We start from the raw sequence: 22,210 nt of genomic DNA, 5'->3' as shown, positions 1-22,210 counted from the left end.
AAGCCGGTAAACATTACGTTTGCCGGCTTTTCCGTTTGATCCACTCGCAGTTTCTGCGAATTCTCTTTTAAGTATTTTTCATAGGGTTGCATGAATGCTATTTTTTACCGTTCTTAATACCCTCACTCAACACCTGTTGAAAACGCTCGTAATCACAAAAGCCCTTTTCATCTTTTTCACAGCCTTTGAGCGTTAAAGCTGTTTGGTTTGGTGGTGTCGCTAAACTTAATGGCGTGGTGTTAATCAGCTGTTCGGTAGATTGATACACATAATCCAACTTAAATTTGAGCTTACCACTTGGTTTGTGCTTCCACACTTCAAATAGCAGCTTGCCACCGATTGGGATATTTTCCAATGAACCATCTAATTCATAAGGCTCAACACCTAATGCAGCCAGCAGAGCGACGATATTAGAATCGTGTCCAACCAATAAGTTAATTTTATTTTCGCTATTTAGCTGCTGCTGAATAAATGCCAATAACGGATATGATGCATTTTGTGCTAACGCTTCATTGTTTTTAAATAAAGTGCGGTAATATTCGTTTTTAATTTCGTTAATTGCGCGCCATTTTTCTTGGCTATCCACACGACCGTTTGCAATTTCAGAATCAGGCTTACCCACATAATGTGCGAGCAATAATGCACTGACAATTTTCTTCCCGGTGCTGATAGAACCCGTAATCTTGACCGACTTGCCGTCTTTGATACTGTATTCACCGACTTTTCCACCTAAATCACATTCGCCTTTTTGCAAACAGTTTGGTGAATTTTTATAATCGATGATTTCACTCAATAGCGCATAATTTGGCGCTAATTTTTGCTGTAAAGCGGTTAAATCAACGTTATTTTTTGCAGATTCAATCAAAGCTTGGCTTGGATTGTGCGCCTGCGTGTTAAAAATTGGATCTTTTTCTGAACCAATTTCACCGTGATGTTGCAGTTGAACATTACAGCCTGCAAAAGCTCCCGCCACAATGGCCTGACCTGTTGCAATGGTGCGTTGCACTCCATTCGCATAAGCGAAAATACCTTCACCCGATGCACAACGATCTGTCGTTAATAATCCTTTATCCGCAAGCCATTGTCCTAAATATTGGCCGAAATAGGTTTCTAGCACTGTCCCTTTTGCCGTGAGATAACCAGATGGCACATCCCATTTTGCCCACGCATACGGGGAATATTTCGCCATTTCTTGCGGATCTTTTTCCACTGGTGAACGCAATCCGTGTCGGCTGAAAATCAATACTTTCTCTAATTCATAATCAGAACTTGAGGAAGTTTGACCATTTTCTGTTGCAAACGCACTACTTGCTAAAGCTGAGCCAAGCAAAAGTGCGGTGAATTTTAGGGTTATTTTTTTCATATTCGATACCTAATCATTTAATGTTGAAATTGAGCTATAAAAATTCAAGGCATATTTGGTGCCGTAAACTAACACCATAAATACTGCAACAATATTGACTACCGCTTAATCAGTGCAATATTAAGATACTGATAGATAGGTTTAGAACTTATAACTGATGGTAAACAGCAAAGTCCTGCCTCGTGCGTAGTTGTTCAAGACGGAGCGTGTTGTACCGCCATATTTGCCATTGCATAAACCGTTGGCATCGCATTCGACTTCCTCATCATCTAAACCGCCTTTTCTTTCAAATACGCTGAAATAGCGCTGGGTTGCGGCATCATTTGCGGCGTCCAAAGGATCGACATAGCGTTTATTGAAGGCATTTTGAATGTCGAAACGAAGGATAAGGTTTTTCTTCGGTTCATAATTGGCATAGAAATCAAAAATCATCGGCTGTCTGTTGATGCTTTCTGTTTTTTTGATCACCCTTCTGCCCATTTGATGTGAAGAGTAGGTATTAGCACCGGTTGTCCCGTCAACAAATTCTTCCTCAGTCGTCGCCCGTGTACTTTTGCCGTAATAGCGCATAATGCCGCCGATGGTCAATTTGTTGCCCAACCAGCGTGAGCCCAATTCAAACCGACCGTAATCTCGGGGCAGGCGGGAAATTTTGCTTAAGCCGTAGCCTTGTTTGATTTGGTCTTCTTTAGAAGAGTTGCGGGGCGATTCGCTGGCATCGCTATAGTTGGTCGGCTGGTTGGTTTTTTGATAGGCGTAAGACAGGGTGGTAAAAAAGCGGCCGAAATCATAGTTCATTTCCACCTCCAAACCATTTTTATGGACAGGTTTGGCATAGTTTCGATGCTGGATAGAGTATTGCAGGCGGGTGCTGGTTACCCAGCTGGGTGCTTTATCCAAATCCCACCATTTGCCATAAACATTGTGGATATAGTTGTTGATCCTGCTGCGATAGGCGACCAGTTTGAAACCCAATACATCATCCGGCTTGAAAATCCCTTTTTTGAAGGTATTGAAGCCTATTTGGTAAGTATTGGCCTGTTCCGGCTTGAGGGCTGTATTGACGCCCGAGTCGCCGATTTGTGAAAAATACATTTCTTGAATATTCGGCATTCTATGCGTACGCGAATAGCTGATAAACGGCATAAAGTAATCGTTGACATTGATGTTTAATGCCACCGAATGGTTTACCGCATGCTTTTTACCGGATTTGGTATAAACCGGTTCGTAAAGGTCGCAGCTTGGCGTACAATGCTGTTTATAAATTTCAGAATCTTCCCCAAATGCTTTTTTAAAGTCTTCTTGGGTATTGAAGTAGTCGGTATATTCGCCTTTGTAGCGGTAGTTGACCATATTGGCGCTGTAATTCAATTGATAAATGCCTTTTTTCAAGGAAGTATCAAAATAGAACGTATTGAATTTTTGCTGGCCTGATGGTTGCAATATGGTTGATTTCTGAGGAAATATTCCTTTGTCGCCTTTGAAGCGGCCTAAAAAGCTGTACAGGCCAGCATCTTGATCCGGGCCGTCGTAAAACAAGCTCAGCTCTTCCGGAAAGCGGTTTTTACTGTATTGGTTTTTAAAGAAATTGAAACCGACAGTAGCTTTTAAATCTGTTTTTTGGGGAAGTTTGAAAGAAAAGCTGTTGTTGATATCCAAAAGATTGGCTGTGTTTTTGGTTTCCAAATAATCCAGCAGCCCCCATCCTGAAAAACGTGAGTTTTTCGGATATTTTTGTTTTCCCAAATTATGGGCGGCCAATACGTTTAAATCGACATAATCGCCAATGTTTAAATTGTAATTGGCTTGGTAGTTGCGGTTTTCTACTTTGCGGCTGCCGATACGGTTGTTCATGGTACGAAGCTGAAGATCCAGCTTGTTGTTGTCGTTTTCATATTCCACTTTAACCAAATGGCTGTTTGAGCGTTGCTGCAGGCTGGTCGGGTCGATTGGGGTCAGGTCCCATTGCGGTGCCAGATTCTCTTTCCAGCTTCTTTCCAAGTCATCGACATAATCTCTTTGCAAAACCTCAGGATCATTATATTTTTTGGAGAAAGGGTAGTCCCAATAGCTTTTGCCGTCTGCGTTACGTTTGGAAAAATCGCGAACCCAGAGATTTTGCCCTTGGTCGAATTTTAATAAGTTGCTTTCAAAATATTCTTGTTTTTTACGGTCCAAATATTCTTCGCCAAAATTGCCGATACGCTGACCGCCACCGCCTACTTTATAGTTTTGCTCGACATTACGGTGGCTGTAACCATATAACGCGCCCACGCGCGCACCGCTGTCAAACCATTTTTGTACCGCTCCGGTTGCCATAAAATTGCTTTTGGTGCTGTTTGTACCGGTCAATCCTTTGGTCAAGAGTCCAAAAGTATTGTTTCCGTGTACCACATCGTCTATCCGTAAAGTACGGAAATTGGCTGTACCGGATAAGGTATTGATGCCGTTGGCACCCGAGAAACTGCCTTTGGTTACATCCACGCCGGCAATAAAATTGGGATCCAGTGCCGTACCGAATTGCGAGGAGCTACCGCTGCGTCCGGCATCGGCAGAAGTGGAATAGAAGGTTTGGGTTACGCCGTCAACCATCGTATTGACGCGTCCCAAACCGCTATCGCCACGGATATTGACCGCCAATACCCCCGATCCCTTGTCTTGTTGGGTGAAAACGCCGGGCATGCTCCGAACGATGGTATCGATGTTTTCGCTGGATTGATAAACGCGTTCACGCGAACTTTTGGCTTGGCCTTCGGTAAAAACTTTTTTCTCTTTGGCAATGTGTTTACCTTTGACTTGAATTTCATCAAGCTCTTGAGTTGAAACCTCTTCTTCTGCGTGTGCGATACTTGTTATAGCCAGTAAAGATAATGTTAGTAGATTTAATTTGAAATTCGGATTCATGATAGTTACCTCAGAAACGAAGTCGTTACTTTATAACATATTATTAAACTTTACAAATATTTTGAAAATGGTTTTTATTTGTTAAAAAATAAAGTAGATTCTTGTTTCAGGAGATAATCCACCCGCATATGATTCATCTGGCTGAAAAGATAAAGCAGGTCTGAATTTGAATTGGGTTGGTCGAGAAAGGGGGAGATTTAATTGAATTTAAACAGCCGGAAGAAGAAAATTTGATTGCGCTATGTGAACTGGACCGTTGGTTTCAAATGAAACCGGTAAAACATGAAATGCAAAATATAGTGGATTAAATTTAAATCAGGACAAGGCGACGAAGCCGCAGACAGTACAGATAGTACGGCAAGGCGAGGCAACGCCGTACTGGTTTAAATTTAATCCACTATATAAAGTCGATAGGGAAAGGTTTGAAGCCAGTTGAAGAAAAGGCCGTCTGAAAATGATGTTTCAGACGGCCTTTATTGTTTGTTTTAAGCCTTATTCCGGACCGCGGAATGTGTCGTGGCAAGATTTGCAGCTTGCACCGGTTTCGCCGTAAGCGGCTTTGATTTCTTCCAATTTGCCGGTTTGGGCAGCGGCGTTGAGTTTTTCAACCGCAGCGACGAATTTTTCTTCTTCGGCTTTGAATGTTGCTGTGTCTGTCCAGATGGCAGGCAGGGCGCGGCCGTTGCCTTGAGGATCGGATTCAAACAGGGTGAACGGTTTTTTGCTGTTTTCAGCAAAAGTGGCTGCAGCTTGTTTGAATTTCTCAACGTCGTAAGGCTCTTCGTCTTTAACCATTTTGCCCATGCGGGTAAACTCAGGCATCATGGATTTGAACGCGGCCGTACGGTCTTCGGAAATCGGGCCTTTAGGCTGGGAAGGCGCGCCGCTGCCGCCGCAGGCGGAAAGCGTAAGCACCACTGTTGCCAAAGCAACAGGGAGAAAACGGGTTTTCATATGGAGTGTGTCCTATTGTAATGATATGATTATCGTTAAATTTAAAATCAGCCAGCCAAACTCTCAGGCCGTCTGATAAGGCGTTATCATACCTTAAACCCAAGTCTGAAACGAGTACAGAAAGGAAACGATATGGCAATTTTGATTACCGGGGCATCGGCAGGATTCGGCGCGGCAATGTGCCGTACTTTTGTTGCGGCAGGCTATCATGTCATTGGCGCGGCACGGCGCGAAGACAAATTGCAGCAGTTGGCAGAGGAATTGGGCGAGCAGTTTTACCCTTTGGAAATGGATGTTTCGCGCACTGAGTCGATTCAAAACGCTTTGAACAGCCTGCCCGAGCATTTGTCCGAAATCGATTGCCTGATCAACAACGCCGGTTTGGCTTTAGGTCTGGATTCCGCCGATAAAGCCGATTTTGGCGATTGGGAAACCATGATTCAAACCAATATCATCGGCCTGACTTTTCTGACCCGCCAGATTTTGCCGCAAATGGTCGCGCGCAAACAGGGCTACATTATCAATTTGGGTTCGATTGCCGGCAGTTATGCTTATTCCGGCAGTAATGTCTATGGCGCGACCAAGGCTTTTGTGCGCCAATTCAGTATGAACCTGCGCGCCGAGCTAGCAGATAAAAACATCCGCATTACCAATATCGAACCGGGCTTATGCGGCGATACCGAGTTTTCCAATGTCCGTTTCAAAGGCGACGACCAGCGTGCGGCCGAGGTTTATGAGAATGTCGAGTTTATCCAGCCGCAAGATATTGCCGATACCGCTTTGTGGCTCTACCAGCGTCCGGCGCGGATGAACGTCAATTCCATCGAAATCATGCCGGTTGCCCAGACCTTTGCAGGCATGAAAGTTTACCGTGACACGCCTGTTCCGGCGAAGGAAGAAACGTTTGAAAAACAAAGCATGTCTTTGTTTGGAAAAATTAAATCTTGGTTTAAGTAATCGGCATCAGGCCGTCTGAACGTTTCAGACGGCCTCTTTGTTATCTGAAATTGAGTAAACACGCTATAATGTAATTTTTTATTAACAAGGCCGTCTGAAAGGCTGTTTCAGTTATGAACGCAATCAAACAAAAAATCTTAGAACAAGCGCAGCACGATGGCGTGCAGGTAACCGCATTGCGCGAGCAAGTGCTTGATATTGTTTTGAAACAAAGCGGCGTGATTAAAGCCTACAACGTTCTGTCGCAGATGCAGCAGCAAAGCGAGGGCGTGGTTGCGCCGCCGACGGCCTACCGCGCCCTTGATTTTTGGGCGGAACAGGGCGTTTTGCACAAAGTGGCGGCGGTCAACGGCTATATTTTGTGCAGCCACGCGCAGCACGAGTGCAACGACCATTGCCACGACCACGAAGAAACAGAGGCGCACCACAGCGCGTTTATTTTGGTTTGCACCGAATGCGGTACGGCGGATGAGCAGACTTTGAGCCAAGAATGGGCGGCCTTGCGTGCAGGCGTGGCTGAAACCGGTTTCTCATTAAAAGAAGAACATGTTGTTTTAACAGGAATTTGTAAAAAATGTCAGAAGTAAAAAAGACTAAAGTCCACCTGATTTCAGGCTTCCTCGGAACAGGCAAAACCACCGCACTCAAAAGTCTGATGGCGCAAAAAGACCCGAATGAAAAATGGGTCATCATCGTCAACGAATTTGGCGAAATCGGCATTGACGGCGCCGTCTTGAGCGACAACGGCATTCCCGTGGCCGAAATCGCCGGCGGCTGTTTGTGCTGTACTGCCGGCGCACAAATGGGTACGACCGTACAAAAAATGCTGCGCGATGCCCAACCCGACCGCTTGATGATTGAAGCCAGCGGACTGGCGCACGCTGCCAGCGTTATCGACGAACTGAAAGCCAAACCGCTCGACAGTATGCTGGAAATCGGCGCCGTCTTTACCGTTGTCGATCCGCGCCAGTTTATTAATCCCGATTACGCGCAACAAGCCTTGTATAAAGACCAAATCGGCATTTGCGACGTATTGGTCGCCAGCAAAACCGACTTGTGCACGCCGGAGCAACTGGCCGAATTTCATGATAAAGCGGCCAAACTGTTCCCGCCCAAAGCCAAAGTGGTTGAAGTCCAAAATGCGCAACTCGACATCCAGTGGCTTGATATTCCCGTGGTCGAAAAATCGCGCTACCGCCTCAAAGCTCTGCCGGACAACACCATGGGCTTCCAGTCTCAAGGTTTCACATTCCCCGCCGGACGCGATTTTGACGGCGAAAAATTGACCGATTTCTTCAACGACCTGCCCAAATTCACAGACGGCCTCGTCCGCGCCAAAGGCGTGTTCCAAGTGCTCGGTACATGGGTGTGGCTCAACTGGGTGGACGGACAATGGGGCGCAAATCAGGTTTCATGGCGTCGCGACTCGCGCTTCGAGCTGATTGCCAAATCCTTTGATGCGGATTTGATTGAGAAAAAATTGCTGGAGGCTTTGGAGAAGTAAATCATCGTCCAAACGCTTATTAATCCGTTACGATAACGCCGTCTGAAGCAAGCGGTTTCAGACGGCCTTCAAATCAAAAAAATAGAGGAACACTTAACCATGTGGCGTTATATCTTTCATCGTTTGCTCCTTTTGATTCCCACGCTGTTGGGGATTTTGGCGATTACTTTCGCCGTGATTCAGTTTGTTCCCGGCGGCCCGGTGGAGCAGATGGTTCAGCAGCTGACGCAGGGCGCGGTTGGCGGCGAGACGGCGGGACACAGTATGCCCGGAACTTTGGCCAAAAACGGCAACCGCATCAGTGCGGAAGATTTGGCCGCGCTGAATGCTTTATACGGTTTCGACAAGCCGCCTTTGACGCGTTTTGCCGATATGGTATGGAAATTCGCCCGTTTTGATTTGGGCGAGAGCTTTTTCCATCACCAAACCGTATTTGAGTTGGTAAAAGAGAAAATGCCGGTATCGATGAGTTTGGGTTTGTGGACGTTTTTCCTAACTTATTTGATATGTATTCCGTTGGGTATTGCCAAGGCGGTCAGGGATGGCAGCCGTTTCGATACGATTACGGGCATGATTATTTTGGTCGGCTATACCGTACCGCCGTTTGTCTTGGGCTTGGTGTTGCTGGTGTTGTTTGGCGGCGGCAGCTTTTTTGCCTGGTTCCCGCAGGGCGGTTTGGTCGGCGATGATTTCGATACGCTCTCTTGGGCCGGTAAAGTCAAAGATTATCTGTGGCATATGGCCTTGCCGATTACCGCTTCAGTGGCAGGCAACTTGGCGGTGATGACCGTATTGACGAAAAACGTGTTCCTTGAAGAAATCCGCCGACAATATGTTTATACCGCCCGAGCCAAGGGCTTGCCTGAGAAACAGATTTTGTGGAAACATATTTTCCGTAACGCCATGATTCCTCTGATTACCGGTTTCCCGGCCGCATTTATCGGCGCATTCTTTACCGGAAGCCTGTTGATTGAAACGCTGTTCTCGCTGGACGGGTTGGGTTTGCTGTCTTACGAGGCAGTGATGAAACGCGATTATCCTGTCGTAATGGGCACGCTGTATGTGTTCACGCTGATGGGGTTGTTAGCTAAATTAGTGTCGGATATTTCTTATTCGTGGGTCGATCCGCGCATTCACTTTGGCGGACAGAAATAAGGCCGTCTGAAAATATCTTCAATCCATTATTAAAGAATGTTTCGAACCATGAAAAAGAAAAAATCTACTTCAAACCCTACTTGGCAAGCCTTTAAGCAACATAAGCGCGGTTGGCTGGCTTTGCGGATTTTGGCCGTTTTGTTTGTCGTTACCTTGCTTGCGCCTTTGTGGAGCAACGACAAACCTTTGTGGATACGCTATCAGGGCGAGTATTTCTTTCCTTTGGTAACTGAATACAACGAAACCGCATTTGGCGGCGATTTCGATACGCCTGCGGATTATTTGGATCCGCTTATCCGCCACAACATCACTTCAGACGGCAATTTTGCCCTGTATCTGCCCAATCCTTACGATGCCGATACCTTGAACGATTTCGATACGGCCCCCGATCCTGCCAAACCGTCCGAACGGCATATCTTGGGAACGGACGACCGCGGACGCGACCTGTTGGCGCGCTTGGTTTACGGTTTCCGCGATTCGCTGCTGTTTGCCTTGGTGTTGACCGTGGTAACTACCGTAATCGGCGTGGTTGCAGGCGCGGTGCAGGGTTATTTCGGCGGTAAAACCGACCTTCTGATGCAGCGTTTTATTGAGGTTTGGGGCGGTATGCCGGAGCTGTACCTCTTGATTATCCTGTCTTCGTTCTTTAATCCGGGGCTGTTGATTTTGCTGGTGTTGCTGTCGCTTTTCGGCTGGATGGGCTTGTCCGACTATGTCCGCGCCGAGTTTTTGAAAAACCGTCAGACCGATTACGTTTTGGCGGCGCGTGCGATGGGCGTGAGCAACCGTGAAATCATGTGGCGCCATATCCTGCCCAACAGCTTGACGCCGGTATTGGCTTTCCTGCCTTTCCGTATTTCCGGTGCGGTACTCGCCCTGACCAGTTTGGACTTCTTGGGCTTGGGCGTACCTGCCTCACAGGCGAGTTTGGGCGAGTTGCTGGCGCAAGGCAAAGACAACTTGGACGCGTGGTGGATCGGCCTGTCTGCTGTTGCTACGCTGACGGTAATGCTGCTTTTGCTGGTTATGATTGGCGAAGGTTTGCGTCAGGCATTTGACGTACGCGCACGCAGTTAATTGCTTTTCTAAAGCGTGAAGAGGGTGGGCGGAAAAGCCTGTCCTGCATTCTTAGGGCCGTCTGAAAAGTTTCAGACGGTCTCATCCATTCGTTTGAATCATTAAAAACCATGAATCAAGAAATCACATTTCTTACGCTTTTCTTGCTCGGCTTTTTTGGCGGAACGCATTGCGTCGGTATGTGTGGCGGCTTGAGCAGCGCTTTTGCTTTGCAGCTGCCGCCCCATTTAAACCGAATCGGGCTGATTGTATTGTTGAACTTGGGACGCATCAGCAGCTATGTCGTCATTGGCCTGTTGGTCGGCTTGGTCGGGCAGGTCGGCATTTCCTTGGATGATACGCGCGCGGTTCAAAACGGTTTGTATATTGCCGCCAATGTCTTGCTGCTTTTGCTCGGTCTGTATCTTGCCGGTATTTCAACTGCTGCAACCAAAATCGAAGGCATCGGCAAACCGATATGGAAACGCCTGAATCCTTTGCTGAACAAATTGCTGCCGATTAAATCGGTGCCTGCCTGTTTCGGCGTGGGCGTGCTTTGGGGCTGGCTGCCTTGCGGTTTGGTGTACAGCGCGTCTTTGTATGCCTTGGGCAGCGGCAATGCTTTGCATGGCGGGCTGTATATGCTGGCGTTTGCATTGGGGACCTTGCCGAACCTGCTCGCGATGGGCATATTTGCAGCGCAGTTGAAAACCTTTCTGCAGAAACGCATGGTTCGTTTGTGCGCCGGACTGTTGGTGGCAGGATGGGCGATATGGCGCTTGGCCGTCTTTGCAATGGGGCAAATCGGGTAAGGTAAAAAGGTTTTATTTAGTTTGTTGCTTTGCAATCAAAAAGGCCGTCTGAAAGAGTTTCAGACGGCCTTTTCACAAGAAAGATTAGTGTATCAAATTCCAAGTCATTTTGGCGGCAATCAGTAGCAACATAATACCGAAAGCGATTTTGAGTTTTCGGGCGGGCAGCTTGTGCGCCGTTTTTACGCCGAGCGGAGCAAAGAGGATGGTGGCAATGCTCAAAATGGCTACGGCCGGAAGATAGATAAAGCCTGCCGTACCTTTAGGCAGGTTGGCAATAGGCAAACCGTTGGCAAAATAGCCGATGGTGCCGGCAACTGCAATCGGCCACGCCAGGCCTGAAGATGTGCCGATGGCGCGGTGCGCCGGAAAGTTGCAATACAGTAGGAATGGAACGGATAGTGAACCGCCGCCGATACCGACCCAGCTTGAAGCCGCACCAAAAATCGTGCCCGCGGCTGTCAGGCCGGGGAGGGCGGGCAGGGTGCGTGAAGGTGTGGGTTTGGAATCACGTAGGGTTTTGAGTGCGATAAGGGTAAGAAATGCAATAAAGAAAACCTGCAAAGCCAGCGTCGGCATATATTTTGCCGTTACTGCGCCGAGGAGGACGCCGAGTATCATGCCCGGCGTCATCCGGCGGACGGTTGCCCAATCGATGGCGTGTTTTTTATGCTGGGCATACATACTGGAGAAGGTGGTAAACACCATGACGGCAAAGGAAGTGCCGATGGCGAGATGCTGGGCATAGGGGTGGTTGCCTATGCCTTGCAGTTGCAATGCCCATAAGACAACGGGGACAACCAGCGTGCCGCCGCCTACGCCGAACAGTCCGGCAATAAAGCCCGCCGCGCTGCCGACGGCGAGCAGGGCAAGGATGATGTCCCAAGACCACATTTCAGACGGCCTTGTCGTGTTTGTGTGATTTATGGCGTTTTTTAAACCAACGGATGATTGCCATCACATAACCGGACAAGCTGTAACCGAGGAAAAACAGGAAGAGGACGAGCGAAGGCTCCCAATTGATCAAAAGCAGAATCAATACGGCCAACACCATGCCCATAAACGGCACTTGGCGGCGGATGTTGATTTCTTTGAAGCTCCAAAACGGAATCTGCACAATCATGGAAATGCCGGCAAACAGGGTGATACCCAATGCCCACCAATGCACGTTGGGGAAGCGTTCGACGCTGTGGTTGACCCAAATCAGGCCGACAATCAACGCAGCGGCGGTCGGGCTGGGCACGCCGATAAACCAGCGTTTGTCGACTTTGCCGATAAGCGTGTTGAACAGTGCCAAACGAAGGGCGGCGCAGGCGCAGTAGATAAAGGCGACGGAATAACCGATTTTGCCAAACTGCCAAAGTTGCCATTTGTAGGCAATCAGGGCAGGCGCGACGCCGAAGCTGACCATATCGGCAAGGCTGTCGAGCTGTTCGCCGAACGCGCTTTGGCTGTTGGTCAGCCGCGCCACGCGTCCGTCCATACCGTCGAGCAGCATGGAAAGGAAAACTGCAATCGCCGCCGTTTCATAACGTCCGTGCATGGACTGGGTGATGGCGAAAAACGCGCAAAACAGTGCGGCGATGGTAAAGGAATTGGGCAGCAGGTAAATGCTGTTTTTGCGGATAGAGTTACGCGGTGGAATCGGATTTTCTGTATTTTGTGAGTTGTCCATAATGTTTCCGTATATGCTGCGGGTGCAGATAAGGCATTATACCGCATTGGCAGGTTAAGGATTTTTAAAAGGCGGTCGTAGTTTCACTTCATCGGCATAAAATTTCAGACGGCCTTTATTGCGTCAGTCAAACAATTCGCCCTGCGCCTGCTCTTTGGTCACGCGTACGTCGGTTTCGCCGTCGGCAAAAGTGATGTGCAGTTTCTGCCCTTGCTTCAACGTATCGGCATTGCGGATGACTTGTCCGCGTGTGTTTTTGACAACCGAGAAGCCGCGCTCCAGAATATGCTGCGGCGAGACGGCTTCGAGCAGGGCGGTTTGGGCGGTCAGGCTTTGGCGGCGGTGGGTGAGCAGCTGGCGGAAGGCGTGCGACAAGGCCGTCTGAAAGCGGTCGATGTTGTGTTTGTAAACGGAAACATCAGGACGGCAATGTTTCAGGGTTTGGGTTTGGCGTTCGAAACGGGCGGTGTGGGCGCGGACGTTTTGCGTCATCGAGTAAGACAGCGTTTGCGCCAGTTTGCTGATTGAAGCGCGTTGCTCGTCAAGTTTTTGGCGCGGATGACGGATTTGCCGCGCGAGCCAGTCGAGTTTTTGGCTGGCATCGAAATAGCGTTGTTCCAAAACGGTTTTCAGACGGCCTTGCGCTTGGGCGAGGCGGTGGAGCGATTCTTGGCGGTTGGGGCTGACCAATTCTGCCGCGCCGGTCGGCGTGGGCGCGCGTACGTCGGCAACAAAATCGGCGAGCGTGAAATCGGTTTCGTGTCCTACGCCACTGACGACGGGAATTGCGCAGGCTTCGATGGCGCGCACGACCGGCTCTTCGTTAAACGCCCACAAGTCTTCAATGCTGCCGCCGCCGCGACAGACAATCAACACATCGCATTCGGCGCGTTGCGATGCGGTTTTAATCGCTTGGGCAATTTGCAATTCGCTGCCTGTGCCTTGAACGGGCGTCGGATAAACGATAACGGGGATTTCGGGCGCTCGGCGGTTTAAGGTGGTTACAACATCTCGTAATGCCGCCGCCGCCAGGCTGGTGACGATGCCGATACATTGCGGACGGGCGGGCAAGGGTTTCTTGCGTTCCGCTGAAAACGCGCCTTCCGCCTGCAACTGCGCTTTCAATCGCTCATAGGCTTCGTAAAGCTGCCCCAAACCTTTGAGCCGCACCTCGTTCACGGTAATCTGAAATTCGCCCCGCGCTTCATAAATACTGATTTTTCCTGATACTTCGATATGGTCGCCTTCTTTCAAAGGCTTCGCCAAACGCGCCGCCGCGCCCTTGAACATCGCGCAACGCACCTGCGCGTGGCTGTCTTTGAGCGAGAAATAATAATGTCCGCTGGCGGCACGGGTTAGATTAGATACTTCGCCGGCAATCCACAAGCCAGCGAGATGGTCTTCCAGTAAGGCTTTGGCGAGGGCGTTGAGTTCGGATACGGAAATAGAGGAGGGCGCGAAGAGTTCGGACATTGCGAAACAGAAAAAAATTGGGGAAAGCTGAATTATAAGGGTTTTAGGGCGATTCGTTGTATTCGTTTTTATGAAACTTGCGCCCTTTGTTTTAATATTATCAAAACCGCATGTTCAGACGGCCTTGTCCGGGCAGGCTTGTGTTATATTATCGTTTGATTTTCGCTTCAAAAGCCGTGCGTATGCCCAAACTCCACCAAATTATCGAGCGCCATTGGCAATCTCCCAATCCGTTTTTGTCTTTACTGTTAAAACCATTGTCCAAGCTGTTTGCCAAAATTGCGGCGAAACGGCGCGATGATTTTGTTTCAGGCCGTCTGAAAAGCGAAAAATTGCCTGTGCCAGTGGTGGTGGTCGGCAATATCCATGCAGGCGGAACAGGGAAAACGCCAATAGTCGCCGCGCTGGTGTCGGGTTTGCAGGAAAAGGGCATTAAGGTCGGCATCATCAGCCGGGGTTACGGGCGTAAGAGCAAGGCGGTTCATGTATTGAATACAGCCAGCAGCGCGGCAGATGCAGGCGACGAGCCTTTATTATTATTTCGTCAAACCGGTGCGCCGACGGCGGTAGGCAGCAGCCGTGCAGAAGCAGGCAGAGCATTACTTGCGGCACACCCGGAGCTTGAATTGATTGTGGCTGACGACGGTTTGCAACATTATGCCTTGCAACGCGATATGGAAATTGCCGTATTTCCTGCGGCAGATACAGGGCGCACTAATTTGGATTTACTGCCCAACGGCAGCTTGCGCGAACCTTTGTCTCGATTGTCTTCCGTTGATGCGGTTGTCGTCAGCGGCGGAAAAGCAGATGCGGCGTTTAGGCCGTCTGAAAATATGTTTGCCAGCCATATTGAAACAGGGCGGATTTACCGTTTGAACAGGCCGTCTGAAAAATTGGATTTGGCGGGTTTGGGAAATCAAACCGTCGCCGCCGTCGCCGGTATCGCCAAGCCGGAGCGCTTTTTCGATTCGTTGCGGAATATGGGCATTACCTTAAACCAAACCGTCGCACTGCCCGACCATGCTGACATCGCAGTAGCAGACTTGCCCAATGCGGACACGGTCATTATTACGGAGAAAGATGCAGTCAAGTTTTCAGACGGCCACGGCCTGAATCATGTGTGGGTGTTGCCTGTTTGTGCGATAATTGAGCCGGACTTGGCGGCGTTCGTGTTGGAACGGCTGGAAGATTCCCGGCAGGTCGTCTGAAATCAATTGATTCCTTGTTGTGGTTTGCCTTTAATAATAAGGAAATTTATGAACCTGAAAAAATTGCTGCTTACTATTGTTGCCATTCCCCCTAAGTCTTAAAAAGGAGAAAAAATGAAATTGAAAACTTTATTGTTGCCTTTTACTGCTTTGGTCTTGTGTGCCAATGCATTTGCCGCTACACCTAGCGATGCGTCGCTGGAGCGTTTGTATCAAGTACAGAAGATGGATGCTCTGTTGGATCAGACCTTCCAAAGTGTCGAGGGTATTGTGCTCTCTGATCCAAAGATACAGGATTTTTTGAAAAATGCGCCGGAAGACAAACGTCCTCAGTTGGAAGCAGTCTTAAAGAAATATACAACTCAATTGATTGCTGAAATTAATACACCGCAAGTGCGTGCCCAGTTACATAAAGCGACGTTGGATGGCATAAAGACGGTTTATACTCAGGAAGAAGTCAACGCATTGATTGACTTTTACGGTACGACAGTGGGGCAATCGATACTCAATAAAATGCCGCGCTATCTTGAGACAACGATGGGCCCGATGATAAACATCATTAATGAAAAATATGAAAAATCAGGTTATAACAAAGACTTAATTCAAGAAGTTCATCAGATTATGTGTGGCGGCAAAAATCCTGACCAAGTCTGTACACGGCAAACCAAGCAAACAAAGAAAACGGCACGGAAAAAATGATGCCTCTTAAGGCCGTCTGAAAACGAGCGCAGCGAGTTTCGCTAAAACGAGTGCAGCAATTTTCGCTAAAACCATCAAACCCGAAAGTAACCCCATGGAAAAAAAATTCTTAGACATCCTTGTTTGTCCTGTGACCAAAGGCAAACTCGAATACCATCAAGACAAACAGGAATTGTGGAGCCGTCAGGCAAAGTTGGCTTATCCGATTCGTGACGGCATCCCTTATATGCTGGAAAACGAAGCACGAGCGTTGAGCGAAGAGGAACTGAAAGCATGACCGAATTTGTCGTATTGATTCCGGCGCGGTTGGATTCTTCACGTCTGCCGGGCAAGGCTTTGGCCGATATTCACGGTAAACCGATGGTTGTACGCGTTGCCGAACAAGCAGCGAAAAGTGAGGCTGCGCGTGTTGTCGTTGCCACCGACCATCCCGATATTCAGACGGCCTGTCAGGCGCACGGTGTCGAAGTGGTCATGACTTCCAATCAACACGAAAGCGGTACAACGCGCCTTGCCGAAGCGGCCAATACGCTGAAATTACCGCAGCATCTGATTGTCGTGAACGTACAAGGCGACGAGCCTTTAATTAATCCCGAACTCATCAACCGTACGGCTGAAGTTTTGGTTGAAAACAATGTGCAAATGGCGACGGCCGCCCATGAATTGCACGATTTTGACGAGTTTATGAATCCTAACGTTGTCAAAGCCGTCCTCGATAAAAACCGCAACGCCATCTATTTCAGCCGCGCCCCGATTCCTTATCCGCGCGACACCATGCGTACCGAAAAACGAGAATTGCCTTCCGAAACAGCCGTTTTACGCCATATCGGCATTTATGCCTATCGTGCAGGCTTCCTGCAGCGCTATTCCGAAATGGATGTTTCTCCTTTGGAAACCATTGAATCGCTGGAACAATTGCGCGTCTTGTGGCACGGCTATCCGATTGCCGTTGAAATTGCCCGAGAAGCGCCGGCCGCCGGCGTGGATACGCAGGAAGATTTGGACAGGGTAAGGGCTGTGTTCGAGGCCGTCTGAAAGGAAAAACATGAATGATTTACGCCATTTGAGCCGTGACGAACAAAAACTGCTTGCCGATGTCGCTTTGCTGGTTAAAGACGACGATCAAGAGTTCAACTACGAAATGTTGAAAGTAGCCGCGCCAGACGAGGCCAGCGGCGAATTTTGGTTTCGCATGGCAGAAATGCTCAGCACCCTGCCGCCCAACCAGTCCTTAGATTTGCGCATGACCGGCGGACGGTTGGCGGTCGCCGTATCGATTTTATCGGTGTTGTTGCAGGAAAGCCCCGATATTCCCCAGCTTTGGGCGCAAAAAGTGATTGCGCTCAACTATCTGGCACACGGCCATCGGACACGCGCCCTCGGTTTGGCGCAACAACCGGACAAAGCGGCAGAAGCCAACGAGGAAGAATATTTGGCAAAAACCTTGTCCCAAAACCTACTTTCCACGTTGAAAGACGCGTTGGAACGCTTCCCCGAAGACAGCTGGTTTATCGAAATGCGCGATGATGCGTGGCAGCACTTTGGCGCAGAGCAGGCCGTCTGAAGTTTTGAACGATAAACGCAAGGCGTGTAGAATTAAACAAACATCAAATCCATAAACCAAGAAGGACTCATCATGAAAGTATTATTGTTGGGCGCACCCGGCGCAGGCAAAGGCACACAGGCCCAATTCATCACCGCCGCATTCGGCATTCCTCAAATTTCTACCGGCGACATGCTCCGCGCAGCCATCAAAGCAGGCACCCCGCTGGGTTTGGAAGCAAAAAAAATTATTGATGAAGGCGGTTTGGTGCGCGACGACATCATCATCGGCATGGTGAAAGAACGCATCGCCCAAGACGACTGCAAAAATGGTTTCCTGTTTGACGGTTTCCCACGCACATTGGCACAAGCCGAAGCGATGGTTAAAGCAGGCGTGGATTTGGACGCCGTGGTTGAAATCGATGTACCCGACAGCGTGATTGTCGACCGCATGAGCGGCCGCCGCGTGCATTTGGCTTCCGGCCGTACTTACCACGTTACCTACAATCCGCCTAAAGTCGAAGGCAAAGACGACGTAACCGGCGAAGATTTGATTCAACGCGACGACGACAAAGAAGAAACCGTGAAAAAACGCCTTGCCGTTTACCACGAGCAAACCGAAGTTTTGGTTGATTTCTACAGCAAACTGGAAGGCGAACACGCGCCGAAATACATCAAAGTTGACGGCACTCAGCCGGTAGAAGCCGTGAAAGCCGAAGTATTGAAAGGTTTGGGCAAATAAGTTTTGCCAAAGTAAAATCATAAGGCCGTCTGAAAAAATACTTTCAGACGGCCTTTTGTGTGCAAAAGCTGTTAAAATCGAAGCTATAACCGTTTATCCGCAGGCATCTTATGAATCCCTTAATATCCGACTTCCAAACCCAGCAACACCGCACTCCCGTCATCGTCGCCCTTGATTTTGCCAACGAAAAAGACACGCTCGGATTTGTCCGCAATCTTGACCCGACATTGTGTCAAATCAAAATCGGCAAAGAGCTGTTTACCGCAACCGGCCGTAATTTAGCAGAAAGTCTAATTAATCAAGGTTTCAAACTTTTCCTCGATTTGAAATACCACGATATTCCCCACACCGTCGCGCAGGCATGCAAAGTGGCCGCTGATATGGGCGTTTGGATGGTCGATATGCACGCATCGGGCGGCCGCCGCATGATGGAAGCCGCCGTAGAAGCCGTTGCCGGATATCACACCAAGCCGCTTTTGATTGGTGTAACCGTATTGACCAGCATGGAACAAAGCGACTTGGCAGAAATCGGTTTAAACATCGCCCCTGAAGAACAAGTCATCCGCTTGGCGAAACTGGCGCAAAGTTCAGGCTTGGACGGCGTGGTATGTTCCGCCCAAGAAGCCGCACCGTTGCGCCGCGAATTGGGACAAGATTTTGTCTTGGTAACGCCCGGCATTCGTTTGGACGTTGCCGGCAATAACGACGACCAACGCCGCATCATGACACCGGCCGAAGCATTGGCGGCAGGCTCGACTTATCTGGTAATGGGCCGTCCTGTTACCCAAGCCGCCGACCCGGTAGCCGTATTGCGCGAAGTGAACCGCGTGGTAAACCTTGAAGCAAACTGATTTTTAGGTGACCTTACAGGTTGAGGCCGTCTGAAAAAAACACAACGGAGGCAATATGCCCACCAAGTTCCAACAAGAAACCCTCAAATCTCGTTTTGCACAAGCCAAAGTCCTGGTTGTCGGCGACGTGATGCTCGACCGCTATTGGTTTGGCGATGTGTCCCGTATTTCTCCTGAAGCCCCCGTGCCGGTGGCGAAAATTGGACGTATCGACCAACGCGCGGGTGGCGCGGCAAACGTTGCGCGTAATATCGCCTCATTGGGCGGCAAAGCAGGGCTGTTGTCCGTAACCGGCGATGATGAAGCTGCGGATGCACTGGATGCGTTGATGGCGCAAGACGGTGTGTCTTCCTACCTGATGCGCGACAAGCAAATTGCGACTACTGTCAAACTGCGCGTTGTTGCTCGCAACCAGCAGCTTATCCGACTTGATTTTGAAGAACCGCCGCATCGTGAGGTATTGGAACAAATCAAGCAGCAATACCGCGAAGTGTTGCCCGAATATGATGCCATTATTTTTTCAGATTACGGCAAGGGCGGCCTGTCGCATATTTCCGATATGATCGATTGGGTGAAACAGGCCGGTAAACCGGTTTTAATCGACCCCAAAGGCGACGATTACGAAAAATATGCCGGCGCTACGCTGATTACGCCGAATCGTGCAGAATTGAAAGAAGTGGTGGGCAGCTGGAAAAACGAAAACGATTTGACCGAAAAAGCCCAAAACCTGCGCCGTCATCTTGATTTGAATGCGATTTTGCTGACCCGAAGCGAAGAGGGCATGACCCTGTTCAATGAGGGCGAGCCGATTTATCAGCCTACACGGGCTCAAGAAGTCTATGATGTATCCGGTGCGGGCGATACCGTTATTGCCGGAGTGGGCTTGGGTTTGGCGGCAGGCTATACCATGCCCGAAGCGATGCACCTTGCCAATACGGCGGCAGGTGTTGTCGTGGCAAAACTTGGTACGGCGGTGTGCTCGTTTGCCGAATTGGCCAAGGCATTGGAAGAGCAGTAATTTCTTTTTCAGACGACCTTATGTCAATATTAAAAAAATATAGAGTATTTAAAAAATCAAATTAATTTAGGATGGTTTTAATGAAGATTAATAGGGAACTTCAAGAAAAAATACTTAAACATATAACTGAAAAATTTCCAGAACGCCCAGAGGAGGAGTTTTATTCTAGTTTATTACAACAGTATGGTGAGAAAGAAGTTATTGGAACAATATTATATTTAAAAATGCATGAAATGCTTTTATACAATGAATCTGCTTATTTGGATTATTTAGAGAGTGAAATACCAAATATAGTCTGGTCGCTGATAACACCAACGGAAAAAGCTTTTGATTTTCTAGAGGATGATGGTGGATTGTCAGCTATTTTGGGTGTTGTTACTGTTAAGTTACATCAGGATACAATTTATAAGATATTTGAACAAAAAATAGGAGAATCAGATATTAAGAAGGAGGATAAGAACTTTTTCCTTAGAGAATTAAGCAAGATGAAAGATGTAGCTTTAAGTAAATTGATTGAGAAGGGGATAGATTCCATTCCAGCTTCCACTCTGATCGCCCTATTGAAGACAGTTGTGGGAAATTAAATTATTCTTCAAAAGATTTGAATTTTTTAATTACTCTACAAAAAACAAAGGAAATCCAATATGACCATCATCGTAACAGGCGCGGCCGGCTTTATCGGCAGCAACATCGTTAAAGCACTTAACCAGCGCGGTATTACCGACATTGTTGCCGTCGACAATCTGAGCAAAGGCGAAAAATTTAAAAACCTTGCCGAGTGTGAAATTGCCCATTATCTCGATAAACACGAATTCATCCGCCAAGTGCGCGGCCATCTTCTGCCTTACGATAATATCGAAGCGGTTTTCCATCAAGGCGCATGTTCCGACACCATGAACCACGACGGCCTTTATATGATGGACAACAACTATCAGTACACGCTCGACCTTTTGGACTGGTGTCAGGACGAACGTATTCCGTTCCTCTACGCCTCCAGCGCCGCCGTGTACGGCAAAGGCGAAATCTTCCGCGAAGAGCGCGAACTGGAAAAACCACTCAATGTGTACGGCTACTCTAAATTCTTGTTTGACCAAGTATTGCGCCGCCGCATGAAAGAAGGCCTGACCGCCCAAGTCGTCGGCTTCCGCTACTTCAACGTATATGGACAGCAGGAGCAACACAAAGGCCGTATGGCATCCGTCGCCTTCCATCATTTCCACCAATACCGCGAACACGGCTATGTTAACCTGTTTGGCGCCAATGACGGCTACGGCAACGGCGAACAAACCCGCGATTTTGTCAGCGTAGAAGACGTCGCCAAAGTTAACCTTTACTTCTTTGATCATCCCGAGCTTTCAGGCATTTTTAACCTCGGTACAGGCCGCAGCCAACAGTTTAACGAACTTGCCGCCGCCACCGTCAACGCCTACCGTGCAGCCGAAGGCAAGCCTGAAATGAGTTTGAAAGAGTTGGTTGAAGAAGAACTTATTCGCTATATTCCATTCCCAGATGCACTTAAAGGCAAATATCAAAGCTTTACTCAAGCCGATATTACCAAGCTGCGCGAAGCCGGGTATAAAGAAGAATTCTTGGATGTAAAACAAGGCGTCAGCCGTTACGTGAAATGGATGCTGGAGAACTTGGTTTAAGTCTTTCTGGTTTGAATGATGAGGCCGTCTGAAAAAGATTTTCAGACGGCCTCATCACTTTGGGAAATTTTAAAATAAGAAATTTACTTTTCTTCGATGGAAATTGGAATAGTATTTTCAAAACTCATGTTTTATAAAAGATTTAGCTTATCAGGGGATATCTGATGGGGTGTTGGTTGATTACTTTTCTAAAAGCGGTTGGGATAATTAGATGTAAATAGGTATAAATAGGCTAAGGTTATGGCCTGTAAAAATAACTGAAAGTTCTTGTTTTGTAGATTGTAATAGACAAAAAAATAACCGCCTAAAAGCGGTAAATGGTGCCCGGAGCCGGAATCGAACCGGCACGGCCGGTTTAGGGCCGACGGATTTTAAGTCCGTTGTGTCTACCTATTTCACCACCCGGGCGTAGACAGTAAATTGAGAAATTGGAGGCGGGGGCGCGGATTTGAACCGGCCTGTATAAGGGTTGCACCCCTTATAGCATAAACACTCTGCCACCCCGCCATGAAAGGGATGGAGGCGAGAGTCGGAATCGAACCGGCGTAGACGGATTTGCAATCCGCTGCATAACCACTTTGCTATCTCGCCAAAACTACGTTTGAGTGTTGTAGTATGAAACTGGAGCGGGAAACGAGTCTCGAACTC

Annotated in this window: 22 protein-coding genes, 3 tRNA genes and 1 pseudogene; 17 read left to right on the top strand and 9 right to left on the bottom strand. The window is 48.4% G+C overall.

All coding sequences use genetic code 11. The annotated features are described in order from the left end of the window. Positions 1-97: 97 nt before the first annotated feature. Complete coding sequence (locus HMPREF2551_RS08010; RefSeq protein ID WP_036490205.1) at positions 98-1,363, bottom strand: histidine-type phosphatase; 1,266 nt, start codon at positions 1,361-1,363, stop codon at positions 98-100. A gap of 141 nt (positions 1,364-1,504) precedes the next feature. Beyond that, complete coding sequence (locus HMPREF2551_RS08005; RefSeq protein WP_070838315.1) at positions 1,505-4,267, bottom strand: TonB-dependent receptor domain-containing protein; 2,763 nt, start codon at positions 4,265-4,267, stop codon at positions 1,505-1,507. Positions 4,268-4,559: 292 nt separating this feature from the next. Here HMPREF2551_RS08005 and HMPREF2551_RS10660 point away from each other — a divergent pair. Further along, positions 4,560-4,682 (top strand): annotated as a pseudogene (locus HMPREF2551_RS10660) (IS5/IS1182 family transposase); the annotation flags it as partial. A gap of 77 nt (positions 4,683-4,759) precedes the next feature. On the opposite strand, the gene HMPREF2551_RS08000 reads toward HMPREF2551_RS10660, so the two are convergent. Beyond that, positions 4,760-5,221 carry a c-type cytochrome gene (locus tag HMPREF2551_RS08000; protein ID WP_063068203.1) on the bottom strand — a complete coding sequence of 154 codons (462 nt, stop codon included), beginning with the start codon at positions 5,219-5,221 and terminating at the stop codon, positions 4,760-4,762. A gap of 132 nt (positions 5,222-5,353) precedes the next feature. Between HMPREF2551_RS08000 and HMPREF2551_RS07995 the strand changes: the two genes are divergently transcribed. The 6 genes from HMPREF2551_RS07995 to HMPREF2551_RS07970 all read left to right on the top strand — a co-directional run bounded on the left by HMPREF2551_RS07995 (position 5,354) and on the right by HMPREF2551_RS07970 (position 10,705). Continuing rightward, entirely contained in the window at positions 5,354-6,178 is an 825-nt protein-coding gene (locus tag HMPREF2551_RS07995; RefSeq protein WP_070838313.1) for an SDR family oxidoreductase, read from the top strand. 113 nt (positions 6,179-6,291) lie between these two features. Then, on the top strand, positions 6,292-6,765 hold the full coding sequence (locus HMPREF2551_RS07990; protein WP_070838311.1) for a Fur family transcriptional regulator: 474 nt from the start codon (positions 6,292-6,294) through the stop codon (positions 6,763-6,765). Beyond that, on the top strand, positions 6,753-7,682 hold the full coding sequence (locus tag HMPREF2551_RS07985; RefSeq protein WP_070838309.1) for a CobW family GTP-binding protein: 930 nt from the start codon (positions 6,753-6,755) through the stop codon (positions 7,680-7,682). The genes HMPREF2551_RS07990 and HMPREF2551_RS07985 overlap by 13 nt, the downstream gene beginning before the upstream one ends. Positions 7,683-7,781: 99 nt before the next feature. Continuing rightward, positions 7,782-8,837 (top strand): ABC transporter permease subunit, encoded by a 1,056-nt coding sequence (locus tag HMPREF2551_RS07980; protein ID WP_003746080.1) that lies wholly within the window; start codon positions 7,782-7,784, stop codon positions 8,835-8,837. Positions 8,838-8,873: 36 nt separating this feature from the next. Then, complete coding sequence (locus HMPREF2551_RS07975) at positions 8,874-9,914, top strand: ABC transporter permease (RefSeq protein WP_049323555.1); 1,041 nt, start codon at positions 8,874-8,876, stop codon at positions 9,912-9,914. A gap of 110 nt (positions 9,915-10,024) precedes the next feature. Next, on the top strand, positions 10,025-10,705 hold the full coding sequence (locus HMPREF2551_RS07970) for a sulfite exporter TauE/SafE family protein (RefSeq protein WP_003680951.1): 681 nt from the start codon (positions 10,025-10,027) through the stop codon (positions 10,703-10,705). Positions 10,706-10,789: 84 nt separating this feature from the next. Here the strand turns inward: HMPREF2551_RS07970 and HMPREF2551_RS07965 are convergent, their stop codons facing one another. From HMPREF2551_RS07965 to xseA, 3 genes are all read right to left on the bottom strand, one after another. Further along, on the bottom strand, positions 10,790-11,599 hold the full coding sequence (locus HMPREF2551_RS07965) for a sulfite exporter TauE/SafE family protein (RefSeq protein WP_070838306.1): 810 nt from the start codon (positions 11,597-11,599) through the stop codon (positions 10,790-10,792). A 1-nt stretch (position 11,600) separates the two neighbouring features. Next, the gene (gene pssA, locus HMPREF2551_RS07960) at positions 11,601-12,380 is read right to left on the bottom strand and encodes a CDP-diacylglycerol--serine O-phosphatidyltransferase (protein ID WP_036490182.1); all 780 of its coding nucleotides are present in this window, start codon (positions 12,378-12,380) and stop codon (positions 11,601-11,603) included. Between the two features lie 123 nt (positions 12,381-12,503). Next, positions 12,504-13,853, bottom strand: coding sequence for an exodeoxyribonuclease VII large subunit (gene xseA / locus HMPREF2551_RS07955; RefSeq protein ID WP_070838305.1), 1,350 nt, complete (start codon positions 13,851-13,853; stop codon positions 12,504-12,506). Between the two features lie 182 nt (positions 13,854-14,035). On the opposite strand from xseA, the gene lpxK reads away from it, so the two are divergent. The 10 genes from lpxK (at position 14,036) to rfaD (ending at position 21,562) form a co-directional block, all read left to right on the top strand. Then, entirely contained in the window at positions 14,036-15,061 is a 1,026-nt protein-coding gene (gene lpxK, locus HMPREF2551_RS07950) for a tetraacyldisaccharide 4'-kinase (protein WP_070838302.1), read from the top strand. Between the two features lie 114 nt (positions 15,062-15,175). After that, on the top strand, positions 15,176-15,760 hold the full coding sequence (locus HMPREF2551_RS07945; RefSeq protein WP_070838300.1) for a DUF2059 domain-containing protein: 585 nt from the start codon (positions 15,176-15,178) through the stop codon (positions 15,758-15,760). Between the two features lie 94 nt (positions 15,761-15,854). After that, entirely contained in the window at positions 15,855-16,037 is a 183-nt protein-coding gene (locus tag HMPREF2551_RS07940; protein WP_003679524.1) for a Trm112 family protein, read from the top strand. Beyond that, the gene (gene kdsB, locus HMPREF2551_RS07935; RefSeq protein WP_070838298.1) at positions 16,034-16,795 is read left to right on the top strand and encodes a 3-deoxy-manno-octulosonate cytidylyltransferase; all 762 of its coding nucleotides are present in this window, start codon (positions 16,034-16,036) and stop codon (positions 16,793-16,795) included. The genes HMPREF2551_RS07940 and kdsB overlap by 4 nt, the downstream gene beginning before the upstream one ends. Before the next feature lie 10 nt (positions 16,796-16,805). Beyond that, the gene (locus HMPREF2551_RS07930) at positions 16,806-17,324 is read left to right on the top strand and encodes a 3-deoxy-manno-octulosonate cytidylyltransferase (RefSeq protein WP_070838296.1); all 519 of its coding nucleotides are present in this window, start codon (positions 16,806-16,808) and stop codon (positions 17,322-17,324) included. Between the two features lie 72 nt (positions 17,325-17,396). After that, on the top strand, positions 17,397-18,044 hold the full coding sequence (gene adk / locus HMPREF2551_RS07925; RefSeq protein WP_070764948.1) for an adenylate kinase: 648 nt from the start codon (positions 17,397-17,399) through the stop codon (positions 18,042-18,044). Positions 18,045-18,154: 110 nt separating this feature from the next. Beyond that, positions 18,155-18,895, top strand: coding sequence for an orotidine-5'-phosphate decarboxylase (gene pyrF, locus HMPREF2551_RS07920; RefSeq protein ID WP_070838294.1), 741 nt, complete (start codon positions 18,155-18,157; stop codon positions 18,893-18,895). 55 nt (positions 18,896-18,950) lie between these two features. Next, positions 18,951-19,913: a D-glycero-beta-D-manno-heptose-7-phosphate kinase gene (rfaE1, locus tag HMPREF2551_RS07915; protein WP_070838292.1), complete on the top strand. Its 963-nt coding sequence runs from the start codon at positions 18,951-18,953 to the stop codon at positions 19,911-19,913. An 80-nt stretch (positions 19,914-19,993) separates the two neighbouring features. Further along, a complete protein-coding gene (locus HMPREF2551_RS07910) occupies positions 19,994-20,497 on the top strand; it encodes a hypothetical protein (protein WP_070838290.1) in 504 nt (167 codons plus the stop codon). 60 nt (positions 20,498-20,557) lie between these two features. Continuing rightward, positions 20,558-21,562, top strand: a complete 1,005-nt coding sequence (gene rfaD / locus HMPREF2551_RS07905) for an ADP-glyceromanno-heptose 6-epimerase (RefSeq protein WP_070838288.1) — start codon at positions 20,558-20,560, stop codon at positions 21,560-21,562. A gap of 318 nt (positions 21,563-21,880) precedes the next feature. On the opposite strand, the gene HMPREF2551_RS07900 is transcribed toward rfaD, so the two are convergent. From HMPREF2551_RS07900 to HMPREF2551_RS07895, 3 genes are all read right to left on the bottom strand, one after another. Beyond that, positions 21,881-21,970 (bottom strand) — tRNA-Leu (locus HMPREF2551_RS07900). 21 nt (positions 21,971-21,991) lie between these two features. Continuing rightward, positions 21,992-22,069: transfer RNA gene (locus HMPREF2551_RS10615), tRNA-Cys, on the bottom strand. 10 nt (positions 22,070-22,079) lie between these two features. Further along, positions 22,080-22,153, bottom strand: a tRNA-Cys gene (locus tag HMPREF2551_RS07895). Between the last annotated feature and the right edge of the window lie 57 nt (positions 22,154-22,210).

This window comes from Neisseria sp. HMSC066H01, from assembly GCF_001837375.1.
Classification (GTDB): Bacteria; Pseudomonadota; Gammaproteobacteria; order Burkholderiales; family Neisseriaceae; genus Neisseria.
This window is presented reverse-complemented; position numbering and strand designations above follow the sequence as displayed.